Origin of the sequence: Clostridium aestuarii (assembly GCF_026735135.1) — a bacterium.
GTDB lineage: Bacteria > Bacillota > Clostridia > Clostridiales > Clostridiaceae > Clostridium_H > Clostridium_H aestuarii.
Genome location: NZ_JAPQER010000015.1, coordinates 1 through 16,591, shown reverse-complemented (window position 1 = coordinate 16,591; position 16,591 = coordinate 1). Strand labels below are relative to the sequence as shown.

General features: G+C 25.3%; 18 protein-coding genes. 4 read left to right on the top strand and 14 right to left on the bottom strand.

Annotated elements, in window-relative coordinates:
• The first annotated feature begins 884 nt into the window (after positions 1-884).
• The 3 genes from OW763_RS16455 to OW763_RS16445 all read left to right on the top strand — a co-directional run bounded on the left by OW763_RS16455 (position 885) and on the right by OW763_RS16445 (position 2,150).
• Positions 885-1,088: a helix-turn-helix transcriptional regulator gene (locus tag OW763_RS16455; RefSeq protein WP_268042657.1), complete on the top strand. Its 204-nt coding sequence runs from the start codon at positions 885-887 to the stop codon at positions 1,086-1,088.
• Between the two features lie 184 nt (positions 1,089-1,272).
• Positions 1,273-1,398, top strand: coding sequence for a hypothetical protein (locus OW763_RS16450; protein ID WP_268042655.1), 126 nt, complete (start codon positions 1,273-1,275; stop codon positions 1,396-1,398).
• A gap of 329 nt (positions 1,399-1,727) precedes the next feature.
• Positions 1,728-2,150 (top strand): hypothetical protein, encoded by a 423-nt coding sequence (locus OW763_RS16445; protein ID WP_268042654.1) that lies wholly within the window; start codon positions 1,728-1,730, stop codon positions 2,148-2,150.
• Between the two features lie 300 nt (positions 2,151-2,450).
• Here OW763_RS16445 and OW763_RS16440 read toward each other — a convergent pair whose 3' ends face one another.
• From OW763_RS16440 to OW763_RS16385, 12 genes are all read right to left on the bottom strand, one after another.
• Positions 2,451-4,544: a tetratricopeptide repeat protein gene (locus tag OW763_RS16440; protein ID WP_268042653.1), complete on the bottom strand. Its 2,094-nt coding sequence runs from the start codon at positions 4,542-4,544 to the stop codon at positions 2,451-2,453.
• Between the two features lie 574 nt (positions 4,545-5,118).
• Positions 5,119-5,580 (bottom strand): helix-turn-helix domain-containing protein, encoded by a 462-nt coding sequence (locus OW763_RS16435; protein ID WP_268042651.1) that lies wholly within the window; start codon positions 5,578-5,580, stop codon positions 5,119-5,121.
• 223 nt (positions 5,581-5,803) lie between these two features.
• Complete coding sequence (locus OW763_RS16430) at positions 5,804-6,106, bottom strand: hypothetical protein (RefSeq protein ID WP_268042649.1); 303 nt, start codon at positions 6,104-6,106, stop codon at positions 5,804-5,806.
• Positions 6,107-6,262: 156 nt separating this feature from the next.
• Complete coding sequence (locus OW763_RS16425; RefSeq protein ID WP_268042648.1) at positions 6,263-6,634, bottom strand: hypothetical protein; 372 nt, start codon at positions 6,632-6,634, stop codon at positions 6,263-6,265.
• A gap of 20 nt (positions 6,635-6,654) precedes the next feature.
• Positions 6,655-7,383: a hypothetical protein gene (locus tag OW763_RS16420; RefSeq protein ID WP_268042647.1), complete on the bottom strand. Its 729-nt coding sequence runs from the start codon at positions 7,381-7,383 to the stop codon at positions 6,655-6,657.
• Between the two features lie 72 nt (positions 7,384-7,455).
• Positions 7,456-7,791, bottom strand: coding sequence for a hypothetical protein (locus OW763_RS16415; RefSeq protein ID WP_268042646.1), 336 nt, complete (start codon positions 7,789-7,791; stop codon positions 7,456-7,458).
• A gap of 146 nt (positions 7,792-7,937) precedes the next feature.
• Positions 7,938-9,239 carry a hypothetical protein gene (locus OW763_RS16410; protein ID WP_268042644.1) on the bottom strand — a complete coding sequence of 434 codons (1,302 nt, stop codon included), beginning with the start codon at positions 9,237-9,239 and terminating at the stop codon, positions 7,938-7,940.
• A gap of 579 nt (positions 9,240-9,818) precedes the next feature.
• Complete coding sequence (locus OW763_RS16405; protein WP_268042642.1) at positions 9,819-10,397, bottom strand: hypothetical protein; 579 nt, start codon at positions 10,395-10,397, stop codon at positions 9,819-9,821.
• Between the two features lie 153 nt (positions 10,398-10,550).
• Positions 10,551-11,930, bottom strand: coding sequence for a PolC-type DNA polymerase III family protein (locus OW763_RS16400; RefSeq protein ID WP_268042640.1), 1,380 nt, complete (start codon positions 11,928-11,930; stop codon positions 10,551-10,553).
• Entirely contained in the window at positions 11,930-12,493 is a 564-nt protein-coding gene (locus OW763_RS16395; RefSeq protein WP_268042638.1) for a hypothetical protein, read from the bottom strand. Before OW763_RS16395 ends, OW763_RS16400 begins: the two co-directional genes overlap by 1 nt.
• Before the next feature lie 2 nt (positions 12,494-12,495).
• Positions 12,496-13,035 (bottom strand): class I SAM-dependent methyltransferase, encoded by a 540-nt coding sequence (locus OW763_RS16390; protein WP_268042636.1) that lies wholly within the window; start codon positions 13,033-13,035, stop codon positions 12,496-12,498.
• A 613-nt stretch (positions 13,036-13,648) separates the two neighbouring features.
• Entirely contained in the window at positions 13,649-14,011 is a 363-nt protein-coding gene (locus OW763_RS16385) for a helix-turn-helix domain-containing protein (RefSeq protein WP_268042634.1), read from the bottom strand.
• A gap of 489 nt (positions 14,012-14,500) precedes the next feature.
• Between OW763_RS16385 and OW763_RS16380 the strand changes: the two genes are divergently transcribed.
• Positions 14,501-15,058, top strand: coding sequence for a hypothetical protein (locus tag OW763_RS16380; RefSeq protein WP_268042632.1), 558 nt, complete (start codon positions 14,501-14,503; stop codon positions 15,056-15,058).
• Positions 15,059-15,128: 70 nt separating this feature from the next.
• Here OW763_RS16380 and OW763_RS16375 read toward each other — a convergent pair whose 3' ends face one another.
• Together OW763_RS16375 and OW763_RS16370 are read right to left on the bottom strand one after the other, a co-directional pair.
• Positions 15,129-15,707, bottom strand: a complete 579-nt coding sequence (locus tag OW763_RS16375; protein ID WP_268042630.1) for a tyrosine-type recombinase/integrase — start codon at positions 15,705-15,707, stop codon at positions 15,129-15,131.
• A 411-nt stretch (positions 15,708-16,118) separates the two neighbouring features.
• Positions 16,119-16,481 carry a hypothetical protein gene (locus OW763_RS16370; RefSeq protein ID WP_268042628.1) on the bottom strand — a complete coding sequence of 121 codons (363 nt, stop codon included), beginning with the start codon at positions 16,479-16,481 and terminating at the stop codon, positions 16,119-16,121.
• Positions 16,482-16,591: the final 110 nt, after the last annotated feature.

Sequence of the window (16,591 nt, the reverse complement as noted above, 5' to 3'; positions counted from 1 at the left end):
ACTTCATTTAAAATCATATTTATCATCCCCTTATTCTATATGAATTGGAAAAGTGCTTTTCAACAAAAATATTTATTAAAATCTTCATTTTATTATCTAATAAGGTAATTATTGATAATATATATATATTATGCTAAAATGTACATGCCTTCAATCCCCTATGAAATTTGATAGGAAAGGAATGAACTGAATGGCACTCCAATAGTGCTTACACTACCTATTATTTTATCTAGTAGTGGTAAAAAACTATCAAAAGGAGGGTGTTGCTACTATGCACACACATTTATTCTCATTCGGAACTGAAGGACTTATACTTACTAGTATACTGCTACCACTAATAATTCAAGAGGTTAGGACATCTATTAGACCCTATGTCATTAATTTCATTAAGAATTATCCTAGTATAATACTAATCTTAGTGCTGACTATGGTATTTTTCTTAGTACCTCTTATTAGTTTTTATATACATAATAGTGTATAAATGGTAGGTGTAAGGTCTACTCTAATATATTATTGGAGTAGTGAGTCTACATAAAAACAAGTGCAGTAACTTGTTTTTTATGTATTTCTAATAAATTAATTTTTTTATTAAATAAAAGTAGAAGAGGATAAGGCGACAAATCCACACCCTACCCTCTTCTCTCAATTCAATCATTCATTATTTTCTAATAATCTACAATGCAGCTATATCCCAAATAAAAACTATACTAATCATTACTAATGTTATAAGCATATCTATTCTGTCTTTCTATTCCTTAATTTTCTCCATTTACTCATTAATTATTATTTAACCCTTCATATAATCATATGGTATCAAAAACATTCTGTAATCAAAAGGAAATTTTTACCATATATAGAATAATGATTATTATGGTGGTGATAATATGATTAAAAACAAGCTATTAGATATTCGTTTAGAACTGAAATATAAAACACAAAAACAATTTGCAGACTTCCTAAGAATAAATGTCAAAACTTATAGTCAAATTGAAAATAATAAAAAACAAGTAAGCCTAGAAAATGCTTTTAAAATAGCTAATAAATTAAATCTAAAAATAGAACAAATTTGGCAGTATTCAGATGTTTGAATACTGTTTTTTTTTATTATTTATCTATATTTCTATAGATTTTATCTATATTTTTATAATTTTTTTCTTCTTTAGGGATACTTTTTCTACAATATGTATATAATATATAATATAGGATAAATAACACCTCTTTAGGTGTGGGAAGTGAAAAAATCACCTCCTAGACCTAAGGAGGTGATAACCAGTGAAAAATAAAGAAATAAAAAAATCACACACAAAAAAATTTAATAACTCAAACTTAATCACTGTACTTTCAATAATAGTAACAGTTATATCAACAGTAGTAACTGTACTATCTATGTTAGGATAATTCTGCAAAATTATCTTAACCATTCATAATAAAGACTATTAATAGTTGTAGCTATTATAGTCTTTATTTATTTTATGTTCTTAATTATAAATAACACTTATAGTTACTATAACCTACGTATATTTTAATAATAACATCACACTTTTGTGATGTAAACAAAATATAGTTTATGTTATTAAAGTATTTTTTAATTATTGAAAAATTTACATTCAGTTTTTATTTGTAGAGTACGCTAATTCATATAAAAAGTATTGGTTTTTATAAATAACGAATATTTTTTAAGAAGGATATAAATTTTAAACCTAGAAATAGTAGATGGAGGTGAGAATATGGAGTTAAATACAATAGAAACACAAATTTTACTAGATGTTTATGAAGCAGACATAAACTTTAAAGAGCAAATTAATATTAATAATTACACTTTAAATGAAACGGATAAAAAAGAAAGAAAACACGAATTTGCAGCGTATTTACTAAAATTAAAAAGATTAAAATATATAGATTTTGATGAAGAAAAAACATTTATAAAAGGTGGTTGTCAAAGCCCAAAATATCATACTAATGTAATCATGTTTTGGACAGAATATATTCATATAACTGAAAAAGGAATTAAATGTGTTGAAAATATAAAAAAGACAGTATTAGAAAAAAGCAAAGAAGAATTAATAGATTGGGGATCTAAGGTTTATGGAGAAATTAAAGATTGGGGAACTAAAACCATAGCCGAAATTTTTATAAAGAATATGAAATAAAAAATATAAACCCGCATAATGGGTGTTACCACCCAACTGTCATATTTCAATTCAATTATGAGTTTACTTAAAGTAAACTCATAATATTTTGCTATTATGAATCAATTACTTATACCAATTCACCAAAATCACCTTAAATTTTTACAAAATCAAAGAAATATATTAAATTAACCTTTAACAATTCCACAATATTTTAGCAAGCAATAACTGGGAGTTTATCTTTGCTAATTAATATCTTTTCTTATACTCTTAATTTTATAAAATAATCTAATTCATATATTTATTAAGACTTCATTTCCTCTATAAAAATCTTAATGGAATTTGAGATGTTTTTATTTTTTCACTGTCCAGTTGTATATTATTTAATTTTAAAAAATATTCTACACCTTTTTTAGCTATAGCATCCCTATTGATTGGTCCAATATTTATTTCTTCAACTAGTCCACTATTAAAATTCAAAGGTATTTCTATAAATGGAATTAACATATTGTATCTATTTATTCTGCAATCTATTTTAATAGACTCTTTATAATTATATTTTTTAGAATCATTAATAGCTGTAGAATCATCAACCAAAATTGCTATTCTAAATTCTTTTTCACATTCAAATGCTGGATGTTTTATAAATAGTGATATCGTATTTATACTTTGTGCAATTCCTCTAATTATTTTTCTATCTTCAACCTTATTCTCTTTTCCTGTTTTCTTCATATATTTTATTAAATCTAATAATTTTTCTTCTGTAATACCATATATAATTTTTTTATATAAACAGTCTTTAATATTTTCTTTTTCTAATTTTAATTTTCCAAAATTGTTTATCATTTTTTCTTTATTAAACCCTATGTTATATCCGTCTCCTTTAGCATAGTTACTCCATAAAGGTAAGTAATCTGGTTCTGTTGTTGAAGATAGTATAAAAATTTGTTTATTAGAATTTTCATCTGAATTTTCATCAATATATTTATAAATTTCCGTACACAAATTAATAGTTTCAGTATCTTCTTTAGGTGTTTTTATTTTATGTAATTTTTCAACCAAGTAAGATGTATCTGACTTGTCATTTAAAAAATCACTTTTACTTATTTGAAAACATTTATTTTTTAAAATTCCTTCTAATCCAAATATACTAGTGTAATGATATATAGGTTTACCTTCTTCTTTTTCTTCTTCTTCTTGTTTTTCTTCTTCTTTAAAAAACTTATACACTATAGGAGAAATTTCATCAATGTATTCATTAAATTCCTTGATGATTTCCCAATAATATTTTTCTGCTTCTTTTTGATGGCTACTTTCTTTATTTTTATAAAATATTTTTGCTATTTCAGTATAAGCATTAATTATTATTTGTTTATTATAAGCTCTCTCCTGCTTATATTCGATTACCTTATTAAAGTATTCTATTGCTTCTTTCTCACAATGTTCTTGCAACTTATAACAAGTTCCCTTACCCCATAATCCATTAATATTATTAGAATCTATATCTAGCACTTTATTATAATATCTTATTGCTTCTATATATTTTCGTTGTAATATATAACAAATTGCTTTACTTAATAATGCCTCTATATTTTTAGAATCTATATGTAGCGCTTTGTCATAACATTCCATTTCTTCTTTATATCGGTATTGTGATCTATAACAAATTCCTTTATTTAATAATGCCTCTATATTTTTAGAATCTATATGTAGTACTTTGTCATAACATTCTATTGCTTCTTTAAATTGTTCTTGTAATCTATAACAAAGTGCTTTACCTAATAAAACACTAATATTATTAGAATCTATATCTAATGCTTTATTATAATATTCTATTGCTTCTTTATATTGGTATTGTGATATATAACAATACCCTTTCCCCACCAAAGCATTAATATTATTAGGATCTATATCCAATGCTTTGTTATAATATTTTATTGCTTTGTCATATTGTGATATATAACAACTTCCTTTACCCAATAATGCCTCTATATTATTAGGAGCTATATGTAGTACTTTATCATAACATTCCATTGCTTGTTTATATTGTTGTTGTAATCTATAACAAATTCCTTTACCTAATAAAGCATCAATATTATTAGGAGCTATTTCCAATGCTTTATTATAATATTCTATTGCTTCTTTATATTGGTATTGTGATATATAACAATTTATTTTACTCAACAAACCATAAATATTATTAGGCTCTATCGCCAATGCTTTGTTATAATATTCTATTGCTTCTTTATATTGGTATTGTGATTTATAACTAAGTGCTTTACCGAATAATGCATCAATATTATCAGGATCTATCTGCAGTATTTTATCATAACATTCTATTGCTTCTTTAAATTGTTGTTGTTTTATATATGCTATTCCTTTTTGAATTAATACTTGTACATTTTCATTTTCCATTCATCTTCACCCTAACTATCTAAATATAATATATTGTTAATTAATATTAATTTTTATGAACAATCTTTTATATCAACTACTACACAAGTACAATCATCTTTTAATATATCAACTCTAAGTGCTTTTATAGTTTTTTGCTCATTTAAAATCTTCATCTATTATTCACAATATCTTTAAATTGCGTACTAACAATGTCTGTCCAATTATACCATATTAAACCTTATTAACTAAATAAAAACAGTATAGTGGTGGTTAAGCTATTACGCTAAACATAGATTTAGTACATTAAAAAGTAAATCTTTAAATGGTTCTTATTCCCTTGGAAATAATTGTAAATATATATGATAATAACCTTGTTTTTTACACTTTAATTTTTCCACTCAAGGTTTATAGACATTTAACTTATAAGCCTTTTTCCTTTATATGGTTATTGCTTGTCCCACATGGCTCATTGTTGTCCCTAATAGCCTTATACCCTTCCTAATTCTCATTTATAACCTCTGTAAAACAATTTTTTATATAAAACTACCTTACTAAAAAAAATCCTAGAAACTCAAATCTGAGTATTCTAAGATTATTGTTTATTAATTAATTTATAAACATAAGCTTTGCTTAATCCAACTTCCTTGGCTATTGATCCATAGCTTTTACCGTTTTGGTACAACATTTTAATCTTCTGCAGCTGTTCATCTGTTAACTTACTCTTCCTTCCAGCTCCACGTTCATTATGCTTTTTCTCTATCCTATTTTCTTTCAATTCTTTATTCTCTTTGGCTAATTCTGTACACTTATTAATTAGTGTACTATTTTTCTCTTTAGATTTATCATATAATTCGCTTACCGTTTTATAATTAATTTTTAAACGTTCTATTTCTTTTATAGCTCCTTGAAACTCTGCCTTGCTTACAGCTCCTTTATTATTTAATATATCTTCTTTTTCTTGCTGTAACTTATTTATTTGTTTAGATAACATATCAATTAATTTATCTCTATCTTCTATCTTTTTTTCTAAATCTTTTTTAGTTACTCTTGGCATTTAATCGACTCCGTTCACTAATTAATTTATTAACCATTTTAACTGTATCGTATTTTAATTAATTTGTAAACTAAAAAAGACTAATGCATTATAAAAGTATTAGTCTTAAATAAAACTAATTTAAGTATTTTTGATCAAGTACCGCTATTCTTTCATGTCCTAGTATTTTTGTTAGTTCTTTTTTAACTTCTAATGTATTACGTCCTTTATTGTCTGCCATATATTACTTAGCAAATTCCTTACGCATAGAGTGTATGCTACATTGGTTATATTTTTTTCCTGTGAGAGAATTTCTAATTCGCCTAAACGCTGAACTATAACTTCCATCTTTATGAGGGAAAATTCTTTGGTTCTGATCTAATCCTTTTTCTTTATAATAATTATATATTGCCCTTATGATTTGTTGTTGCTGAACATTAAGTTTCCACAAGGGAATAGTTTTACTCTTTCCATTTTTGCTTTTGAAAATATACAATGTTGACTTATTTGGGGGTACACCCATAGCCATCAAGCTAAGCCAGTACAATATATTCCCACAAGCTTAGTAGCTATTTTTTAGTTAACTGGAAATTATCAAATTAAATATTTTAAAATTTTATAGACTAAATTTTTGACTTTTTATGTATAATAAAAGGAACTGCAAAAATCCTATTGCAACTCCTCATAACTTATTTATTATATGTTAATTTACCTTTTTAGGATTTAAAATAATAAACCTGTCTTCAAACTCATTAGGTTGAATTTTTAATTCCTTATAGCTAGTCTGATAATCTCTAAATTCCTCGTATTTGAATTTAGCTGTTTTAGCAAAATATTTAGCTTTCATTCCTAATTCTTCATACCTTTCTAAGTCTTTATCTTTACAACGTATAATAATACTATTTCTTCCACCTATCATTAATTCAACATCTGCATCATGAAACACTTCAAGCCTGTCCTCACATTCATCTCTTACATATACGGTCATATTTAAGCCCACTCTCTCACCAGCTGCATAAAAAAAACTTCTCAAACTTTCAAAAACTGCATTATCTTTAGAATTTCCTCTTTTCATATATATCCTCCCAATCTTTTTTAATCTACAATAATCCCTTTTTCAGGAAACTTAAACTTACCATCCTTAAGATATGACTTTTGAAGTAATTGGGTAACATCTTCATTTTCTAAATATGTTGCATTTGCCATATGATTTAATTCATTGTGCATAATATAATAAAGCTTATCAAATACACTTGAAAACAAACAGAAATCTATAACTGATTTCTCTGAAAAAAATATTCCTTCAATATCATTAATATTATTTTTCGTTTTATATGTAAGTCTATGATTACCATCAATAACAAGAAAGTCATACTGCCCATTTAAAAAAGGTATCATAACGATAGGTTCTTTAGATTTTGAATATGAATTTACGTTTGAATTAACTGGAGTCCAATTAATTCTACTATCTTTTCGTACATATTCATCAAGTGAAACAAATTTACTTTTCATCTTATACTTTGAAATAATTTCATTTGCTGCGGATACTCTAAAATGAATAAATACTTTGTTGTTTTCATAAACCATTGGTAATTGAAATATTTCTGGCTCCAACTGTAAATTTAACTTTACCTTTAAAATGAACTCTTTCTTCTTTAATTGATTAGTAATAATTTTATCGCACTCCTCTAAATTTTTCATCCATAATTTTAGATATTCGCTTTGAATATTCTTATTACTTAAAATCTTTTTAGAATTAAGTTCGTTAAATAAATCTAAATAATCAATAGAATAATACTGAAAGTTAAGAAAATCAAATGCCATAATAAAAACGCCCTTTCATTATAGATTGTACACTTTTATTATATAAAATTTTGTGTCCCCCATGAAAAGGGATTAATCAAATAATTTTATCACTTTCCCATTCTGCTTCGTTGGTACTTCTTTATCTATTTTTTTACTTTCTGTGACTTTGGATCTCTTTTCCTCTAACCTCTCTTTTAAAGCTTTCACCAGGTCTTTTACCAACTCACTATCCAACTCTATATACTCAAAGGTCTTTTTATCCATATATTCATATGTGCCACTTTCCTTATCCTCATTTAAGCCATATCTTAGAAAGTCTTTCACTATATCTTCATCACTATCAGCCAAACTGCAAGTTCTTAAATGATAACTAATACTACCACTCAACTTCTTTTTAAAGTTACTATCTAAGTCTGTATAGAACACAGCTCACCCCTCCCTAAAAACCTAACAAAGTAGATTCGCTTACTTTCTGTAATAAATAGTATACTGTGCTTCAACAATAATCCAGACAAAAAACCACATGAATATATAAATATATTCCCATTCAAGAACAACGTTTCAGTGCACCCCTATAATTCTTTCTTTAAATACTGTACTTGTCTTATTTTAAGCCCCATAATATCAGCTATTTCTTTATTTGTATGCTCTCTATCTATTAATTTCATTAACTGTTTTAATTTATCTTGTTTTTGTTGCTCCCTCTTAGTTAATCCCTTTGAGTTCCTTCTCTTAGTCTTATTAACTTCCTTGGTTCTTTCGTTATTCCTTCTACCCTTTTCTTCTTTACTTATAACAGTATCAAGTTCCTTCTGCTCATCTTTTATAATATCCAGTAAGGTTATTATGGTATCGTTTCTATATCTATATGTATGTCTTTCAACTATTCTAGTCTTACTCTCAATCCTGTTCTCTTTTAGAGGTCTTTGAAACTTACTATTAAACTCCAGCATTCTTTCTTCTGCAACTTTTGAATCACACTCAACTTGTATAACAAAATTCCTATACAAGAAACACATTATTTCTCTATATCCATAACATCTAAAATTTCTTAGTTCCTGAAGCTTCTCCAGGTCTTTTACTCTTGTTATTAATAGAGAATATTCTGTGTGAAACCTTGTAACTTTACCCTTATTATTTTCTTTCTTGTTTTTCTTGTTTTCCTTCCATTTTTGATACCAACTTGGAAGTGACGGCAGCCATTCTTGAAGCTCTCTTAATTCATAACTTATATTTTTATATGTCTTTACACTTACTTTTCCCATATTCTTAGAATTATGTGTATGTATAAACCTTGTTAGTGTAGTTAAATTACTGCTTCTATCCGCATTGAATTCTTTTAATTCTGCCGTTAAATGCTTCTGTACCCTTTTAGCTAATATTTTAGCTTTATCTGTAGCATTAACACTATATTTAAGCTTATAAATTACATGAACATTATTACCTGTAAAAATAGTTGCTGAAGGTGTTGGAACAACTTGTCCAAATATATCGTGTTCTAACATATCTATAAATTGTTTTGAATTTAATTTACCATACATAGATTTCTTATAATCAACATCAAGCAATATATTAACTATTTGAAAGATATTATCTTCCGTAGCCATACTTTTAGTTTTATATGTATTAACACTATAAAATAGATTTACAAGTTCAAACTCTCCACTATTTAAAATTTTATTTAGTTTCTTAGCATTTAACATATCTGAAACTTTATAATCTTTATATATGTTTTTATATGTCCCAGTATTTAAAATTCTTATATACCCATTTCTATCTACTCTACCTAATACTATTTTTAATAATTCAATAATATCTTTTATTTCTTTATCATTAAACTTACTATTTTCTAACTGTACTTCTCTAGCTAACATAAAAATCGCCTCCGTTTTTTATCACTAGAAGCTTCTTACTTATTGACTATTTGAATAAATACTGTTAATATTACATATATAAAATGTAATACAAGGTTTGTGAAATACCTTTAGTATTTTGCAAAAGCCTCTAGTGAAATCTATGTTGGACGGTCGCCAAACTCATGCAACATAGATTTTTTTATTTTTTTGTTTTATTTTTCATATAACATATAGTCTATTATAATACATTATAATACCTTTAACACTAATATATTTGGATTTTTTTACAATAATTTTATTTCTCATATTTATTTATAAATTCTAATATACATAAGCTAATTATATTTTGCTTTTTATTCCTAGATATTTTCGTTTTATAATTAATTTCTAAACAATTAACTATATAATCTTTATTATACATACTAATTTTAAAGAACTGACACAGTGTCAGTTCTTTAAAATTTACCATGCATTTTTACTATTGCTCTTATAGATACTATCCCAATAATTGAAATAGACGTAATAGCCATAATAGCCACTGTATTTAAGGTAATTTGCATATTACTGCACCTCCAACCAAAATATATTAGATATAACTTATTTTTTATATCTCTCTATGTATTCTAAAAGAGCCATACTTAACAAGTTTTGTTTACTGTAAGGTTGTCCTGAACAAAAGTCATTAAATTTCTGCAATACATCTGAATATATAGTAAAAGATCTTGTCTTAACAGCACCTGAAAGTTGTTGTTTATCTATAGTTATTTCTGGTACTTCTATCAAATCTTTATTCTCCATATTCTTTTTTATCCAATCAAAAATTTGTTCTCTTTCTTCTTCCTTTTCTTTTTGTTCTTTATACCAGGTAATCATCTGCAATAAATTTTCTTTTATTTCTTCTGGAAATATATTTTCATGCTTGTCTTTTTTATCTTCCACTATGTTAGATTTATGTTTGTTTTGTGTTATATTAACATGTTCTGAATTGTTTAGAACATATTGTCCAATGTTTTTATCTGCTACATATCCATTACGTCTAAAAGTATCTCCTACTGTATTTTTAGCTAAATTATATTCCTTTATTATTTGTGCTGTTGTTTTTCCTTTATTATATTCTTTACGTACCCAAGCAATTCGTTCTTGATCGGACATATTTTTAAATATATCTCTATTCATCATTTCACCTCACAAACAATTAATAACACTATTATAACATGTTTATATTTTAATTGGTATTATTTTACATAAATATATTGTTTTTTAAGATATAATATTATGAAAAAGTACCATCAAATGATGGTACTTTTCAATAATCTCTATTTTTTCTTACTATCTATTATTTAGTCTATTTTTTATCTCCTCAAAACGATCTTTATCTTTAGGTTTGATATATCCTGTTTTAGCTGATACTGGTTCTTTATATGGTTCTATATAGTAACCATCTTCCATTAATTCAACTGTAAAATCAGGTACTTTATTAATAAATTTTTCAGCATTTTTATAAAACTCAGGAGTATACTTACTCATATCAATATTACATTTATAATCTTCTATCTTCTTTAATTTAGTTTTCTTTTCTATAAGAATTTTATTAAGCTGCTCTTGAAGTTTTTTTCCTCTTTTTTCAGAATAACTAGCTATATGAATTCTTTTATATAATTTCTCCGTTTCCGTTTCAATTGAAAACTTATTTAATACATCTATATACCCATAAGACTTCTTAAGTGTTCCAGTATCTATAATTATCATATTTAAAATTGCCTTTTTATTGTTTAATGTAAATATTATCTTTGATTTATCATAATAACTAATTGCTTTTTTTACTGACTCGCTAACTTTAAAAGCTTTTTGAGTTGTTTCAATACTTAACATTTCAAGCTCTTTTTCTTGTTTTTGTATATACTCATTTTTAGTCTTTATTTTGATTTCTAAATCATTCTTTTGCTTAACTAAATTTTTTTTAAACTGATTTATTACAATTAATTGACCAAGTTTTATTTTTAATTGTTTTAATTCATCTTCTTCTTGTTTTAAATTCTTAATATGTAAAATTCTTTTGTTTTTTTCCTCAATAAAAACTTCTAATTTAGCTATTTTATTCTTAATATATTCATATTCTTCATCAGTATTATTTTTATAAATTTGAAATAGTGGTTTTATGTGATTTTCAAATATTCGTTTATCTTCTTTAGCCTCTTTTTTTATCTCCATTTTTAAATTATCAATCTTACATTTGAGTGTATCTGCTCTATCTTCATCACACCCATAAAACTCACTAAATGCTTTAATAGATTTTTCTTCATAACATTTTTTTCCTATAAATTTATACTTATGTATAAGTGCAAATTTAATAGCAGAAGCAAGCAAAACTTTATCCGAAGGTGTTACACTTAATCTTTTAACATTTATTTGATTCTTAGATTTATCACTATAATCTTCTTTACTATCTTTAAGTTTAAGGTATTTTATAGCTACATCAGTTAAGTAACAATACTTATAATTACTTACAGCTTTAGTTTTAATTAGCCCCGCATCTTCAAGTTGTTTTGCTATGTATCTTCCTTCATTATTCCCATAGTGATAAGCAAATTGACTTAAAAAGCAATACCCTCCCGCTTCATGTATCATATCTATATATTTTTCATATTTAAATTTTATAGCTACAAAAGTTTCAAGCTTTATAATATCATCCCTTACTTCAGCTCTCATTAAAACACCTCCATACTTGAACATTCTAAAAATGTAGTTGCTATTTCCTCTTTAATTTCTATATCACCATCAGTATAGGAAGCCCCTCTACTTTCTATAGCTACATATTGCCCATTCACTTCAATTCTTGCATCAACACAATTTTTAAGTTCTCCTTTCATTTCAGGATACTTCTCATAAATCTCTTCAATTAAATCTCTCTCATGTATCCAGGTTTCTTGTATTTCAGTATCTAATTGATAGTACATCTCCGTAAGTCTAAGATCGTGGGTTAAATGATTGGTTTGTGCTTGGCAAAAACTTTTAGTATCAAATTTCTCCGTACAATATTCTTTGCCTTTTTTATCAAGCATAACAACTTTGTTAGTATATCCATTTACTACATGATTTGAAGTTTTTACATATCCAGAGTTTTCAAGTTTTTTAAGTCTTTCTTGAGAAATACCACAATAAAATTTAGCTTGATCAGCAGCAGTAATTCCTGTTTTAGATAATTGGTATAATAACTTAGAATCTCTTCCAGTTATAACTTTTACCTTTGTAGATTTTCTTCCTCTAGCCACATCTAACCCTTCCTTTTTACTATTAATTTTTCTTTATACTTTCTCACTTGTACAAATTCAAATTCTTTACTTTCCTCTATCCACCTTACTATATCCTTAAAACTATATTCTTTATAAAAAGTATTTTTAGTAGATTTGTTTAGTGGATTTGTTTCTATAATTAGAAATTTTTTAGTAACTCTCATTAATTCATTAACCACAAATTTTTGTTTTTCAGGTTCAATAAACATTAATACAAAATTACAAAGAACTATATCAAAATTTTTATCAGAATATAGTACTCCATTTTCTATATCCCATTGCTTAAAGTTAACTGGAACCTCCAAATAATCTTCATAAGTATTTTTATCTATACCATATAATTTTTTAAATCCAAATTCATAAAATAATTTTAAATTTCTATAATGACCACATCCAATATCAAGAATAGAATTTTTTAAATCAAGCTCTTCATAAAACCTTGAAATAAATTTAAATAAATGATTACTATATCCATCCTTTAAATGATTAGACATTATTTCTTCAACTAAAATATTTACCACTCCTTTTCAAGCAGCTATATCAATTTTTCAATGCCAATAAGTCAATTTGCGATCCGTATTTAAAACCAAGCTTGCTTGGCTTGTTTTTCGAAATTAGGTAAAGCTTGCCTCAGCAAGCCTTTATTTAATTTTGAAAAATTTTAAATACATACAGGATTGCATATTGACTCAACACATACTTTATTAAAATTTCAGAACCCTTAATCTGTTTAAAATAAAGTATGTGTTTATATTTATGTGCACAAATTTTTTCAAATATTCCTGATATATGTTTTTATATGATTTTTGTATATATAAATTATACCAAATCACATTAATTGTATCAAATATAACCTTATTTCATATATAGCTTATATATGTTTCATATATACATGCTCTAAAGCCTTATATTACTTAATTTAAATGATATATGATAAATTTCATATATCATTTAAATTACAAAAAAGAATTGGACAGCTATAAGTTGTCCAATTCTTTTCCCATAAAACCATAACATATTTTTAAATCTACAATTCCTTGACCTATAAATTTATATTACCATTTAATTTATACTAATACTAGTGAACTAAATCCACTTTTAGCGAAATAAAATCTTATTTTAAAGTATTGAATATTAATATGGTTGTAAATATGTATGTGATGTACTATTTAACTCTAGTTGCATCCTTTTTACTAAATTTAATTTTTCTAATTCTTTAAACCAATAACTTATAGTCCTGGGACTTTTATCAAAATATTTAGAAATTGATTCAATTGTGTACCATGATTCTCCCGTTTGGTTTTTTGAGTTAATTCCTAAAAAAATGTATAATTTCAAAGCATTTCCACTAATCTTTCTTAAAATATATTTATCTTTAAAATCTGTATAAACTATAAAAAAACCTGTATTAAGTTCTTTATTTTTTTCTCTCCATTTAGAATAGTTTTTAATATAATATTTAGCTTTTTTAGCATTAGATAATTCTGAAAATCTCATATTTCCTCCTAAAAATTGCAACCTAACTATAACTTACTATTTACTTATAACTATATTATATAATATAATATAGTTATAAGTAAATAGTAAGTTTACATTGCAAAAAATTGCGACCTAAATATACTAATGTTATTTAATCATTAATACGTATTTTTTTGATATAATAGTATCATAATAATAATTAAACAATATAATAAATTAAGGGTTAATAGTTATTTGATCAAATAATTATTAATGCCAGTGGCAAGTAATTCCACTATCCGGCCGACGGACATTAATCTCTCGGATCTACCTGTTTATGGGCTTACAGGTTAAAGAAAGCAATTACTCCAAATAACTTTGTAAATAATTTCTTATATAAGAAATAATAAAACAATGCTAATTGTTTTATTATTTTTTTTGTATAAATCTTAATGAGTAATATAGATATAGAAATTATAGGAAAATTTATGTATAATTACTATATAGATTATGCTACTAGGAGGATTTATGCAAAATTCTGATGATAAACTTTATAATTTAATTGATTTTTATAATCGAGAAATTAAACCTTTTAGATATATATATAACTGTATGTTTGGAATTAATATCAATTTCACAATAGAACCTGAGGAAGTATGTCACCTTATTTTTGGATCTGTTAAAAATAAAAATATTCCTAATGCCAAATCATATAAAGGTATCCTAGGATTTAATAATATTTCAACTAAACAAATTACTAGACCGCCTTATCAAATAAGAAAAGAATTTAATATAAAAAGTGATGCTTTCTTATATTTACCTAAATTGCTTAATGATCCCACAGCAATATTTTTCAACCATGAAATAGTAGATAAAGGTAAAGTCCCAGGCTTCCTAACAACAAGCATCGATGCTGATTTCTTATTATATAAAAATATAGACAATAAATGCATACATTTATTTTTAAAATGGAGTAAAGAAAAAAATAAATTAGTTCCTTATTCATTACTTCGTAATAATAAAGATAATTATATATCTAAACAAAAACATATAAAAATATTGGACAAACATATAGTTTCTAAATAACTAATTGACTAAAATATACATAATATTATTATGTGTATTTTTTATTTTATACATATCTTATTATTTCTACTTATAATTCAATTAATTTGTAAACAGCATCAATATCATCTTGGCTGATTCCAAGATACAATTTGGTTACTGATTGATTACTGTGATTATACAGTTCCATAAGTACTGGAAGAGGTACTCCTTTTTTCCAGGAATGATATCCAAAAGTTTTACGCAATGAGTGGCAGCCTATTTTTTCTTTTATTCCAACAGCATTGCAACTGTTCTTTACAATCTTTAATGCCATTGACCTTGTTATAGGCTTATTTTGCCCCTCTCTGCTCTGAAAAACATAATCTAGGGTATTTATATGTCCAAGCTGTTTCTTTAACTTATTAAGGGCAAATACGGCGTTGTTGTTAAGCAAAAACTTTTTATCTTTTCCAGTTTTCTTTTCTTTGATATATACATGACTTCTTAAGGTACTTTCTTCAAAATCATATACAGAGTCCCAGGTTAAATTTAATATATCTGAAATCCTTAGTGCTGAATTTAAACCCAAAACTATTAGAGTATAATTTCTTATGTTATTATATCCTAAAAGATATTTTTTTAAATCTTTTATTTTTTTCTCACTTCTTATTGGCTCTACTCTTTCCATTTTTATCATTCTCCTTATACGCTTTTAAATTACTCATATTGATATTATACCAATATTATGCGTAATTGTAAAATAAAAAAGAAAGTATAAAAAAAGCGTGAAGCCTTATTTTGTAAGACCTTACGCCTATCTTTTCAGTTCCGCACAATGTCTATTGTGCGGAACTAAATATATTATTTGAAAATTTATTCTATGTTATCAGTATCAATACTTAAAAGTTATGATACCCAAGTTCGCTATATATTCATCTTGTTATGTTTAAATTCAACTTTTTAATAGGTACACGTATCTTGGTTTCCACCCTATAATTTTAATTTTATTTCCCTATCTTATTTCCTAATGAACTATCTAATTCCATCATGTTATTAATCCTATCTTCAATTTCTACTCCATTTATTATATTTTCTAGGTTTATCTTGTGTTACTGGTATCTTGATTACGTAACTTTGAAATCTCGTCTTCTGCTTTTTTTAAACCCTTCATTTCTCTTTTAGTTAATTTTTTACCTTCTTCTATTTTTCTTTTTAACTGAAGATATTCGTTAATATTTAACTTACCCTTATGTATTCTAATTTTTCTTTTAATATGCATTTTAATCTTTTGAAATAAATTTATTATAGGTTTCTTAAATGTAACAAAAACTGATTTTAATATATATCCTAAAAAGACAGCCATCAATGAACTTACTACAGATATTACAATTACATCTTTTGCAGTTAAATCTGATTTGCTTAAAAAGTTGGTTATTTTATTTAGCACTTCATTTAAAATCATATTTATCATCCCCTTATTCTATATGAATTGGAAAAGTGCTTTTCAACAAAAATATTTATTAAAATCTTCATTTTATTATCTAATAAGGTAATTATTGATAATATATATAT

Coding starts and splice junctions, on each gene's coding strand:
- OW763_RS16455 (WP_268042657.1), top strand. CDS start 885: ATGATTAAAAACAAGCTATTAGATATTCGTTTAGAACTGAAATATAAA.
- OW763_RS16445 (WP_268042654.1), top strand. CDS start 1,728: ATGGAGTTAAATACAATAGAAACACAAATTTTACTAGATGTTTATGAA.
- OW763_RS16440 (WP_268042653.1), bottom strand. CDS start 4,544: ATGGAAAATGAAAATGTACAAGTATTAATTCAAAAAGGAATAGCATAT.
- OW763_RS16435 (WP_268042651.1), bottom strand. CDS start 5,580: ATGCCAAGAGTAACTAAAAAAGATTTAGAAAAAAAGATAGAAGATAGA.
- OW763_RS16425 (WP_268042648.1), bottom strand. CDS start 6,634: ATGAAAAGAGGAAATTCTAAAGATAATGCAGTTTTTGAAAGTTTGAGA.
- OW763_RS16420 (WP_268042647.1), bottom strand. CDS start 7,383: ATGGCATTTGATTTTCTTAACTTTCAGTATTATTCTATTGATTATTTA.
- OW763_RS16410 (WP_268042644.1), bottom strand. CDS start 9,239: ATGTTAGCTAGAGAAGTACAGTTAGAAAATAGTAAGTTTAATGATAAA.
- OW763_RS16405 (WP_268042642.1), bottom strand. CDS start 10,397: ATGAATAGAGATATATTTAAAAATATGTCCGATCAAGAACGAATTGCT.
- OW763_RS16400 (WP_268042640.1), bottom strand. CDS start 11,930: ATGAGAGCTGAAGTAAGGGATGATATTATAAAGCTTGAAACTTTTGTA.
- OW763_RS16385 (WP_268042634.1), bottom strand. CDS start 14,011: ATGAGATTTTCAGAATTATCTAATGCTAAAAAAGCTAAATATTATATT.
- OW763_RS16380 (WP_268042632.1), top strand. CDS start 14,501: ATGCAAAATTCTGATGATAAACTTTATAATTTAATTGATTTTTATAAT.
- OW763_RS16375 (WP_268042630.1), bottom strand. CDS start 15,707: ATGGAAAGAGTAGAGCCAATAAGAAGTGAGAAAAAAATAAAAGATTTA.
- OW763_RS16370 (WP_268042628.1), bottom strand. CDS start 16,481: ATGATTTTAAATGAAGTGCTAAATAAAATAACCAACTTTTTAAGCAAA.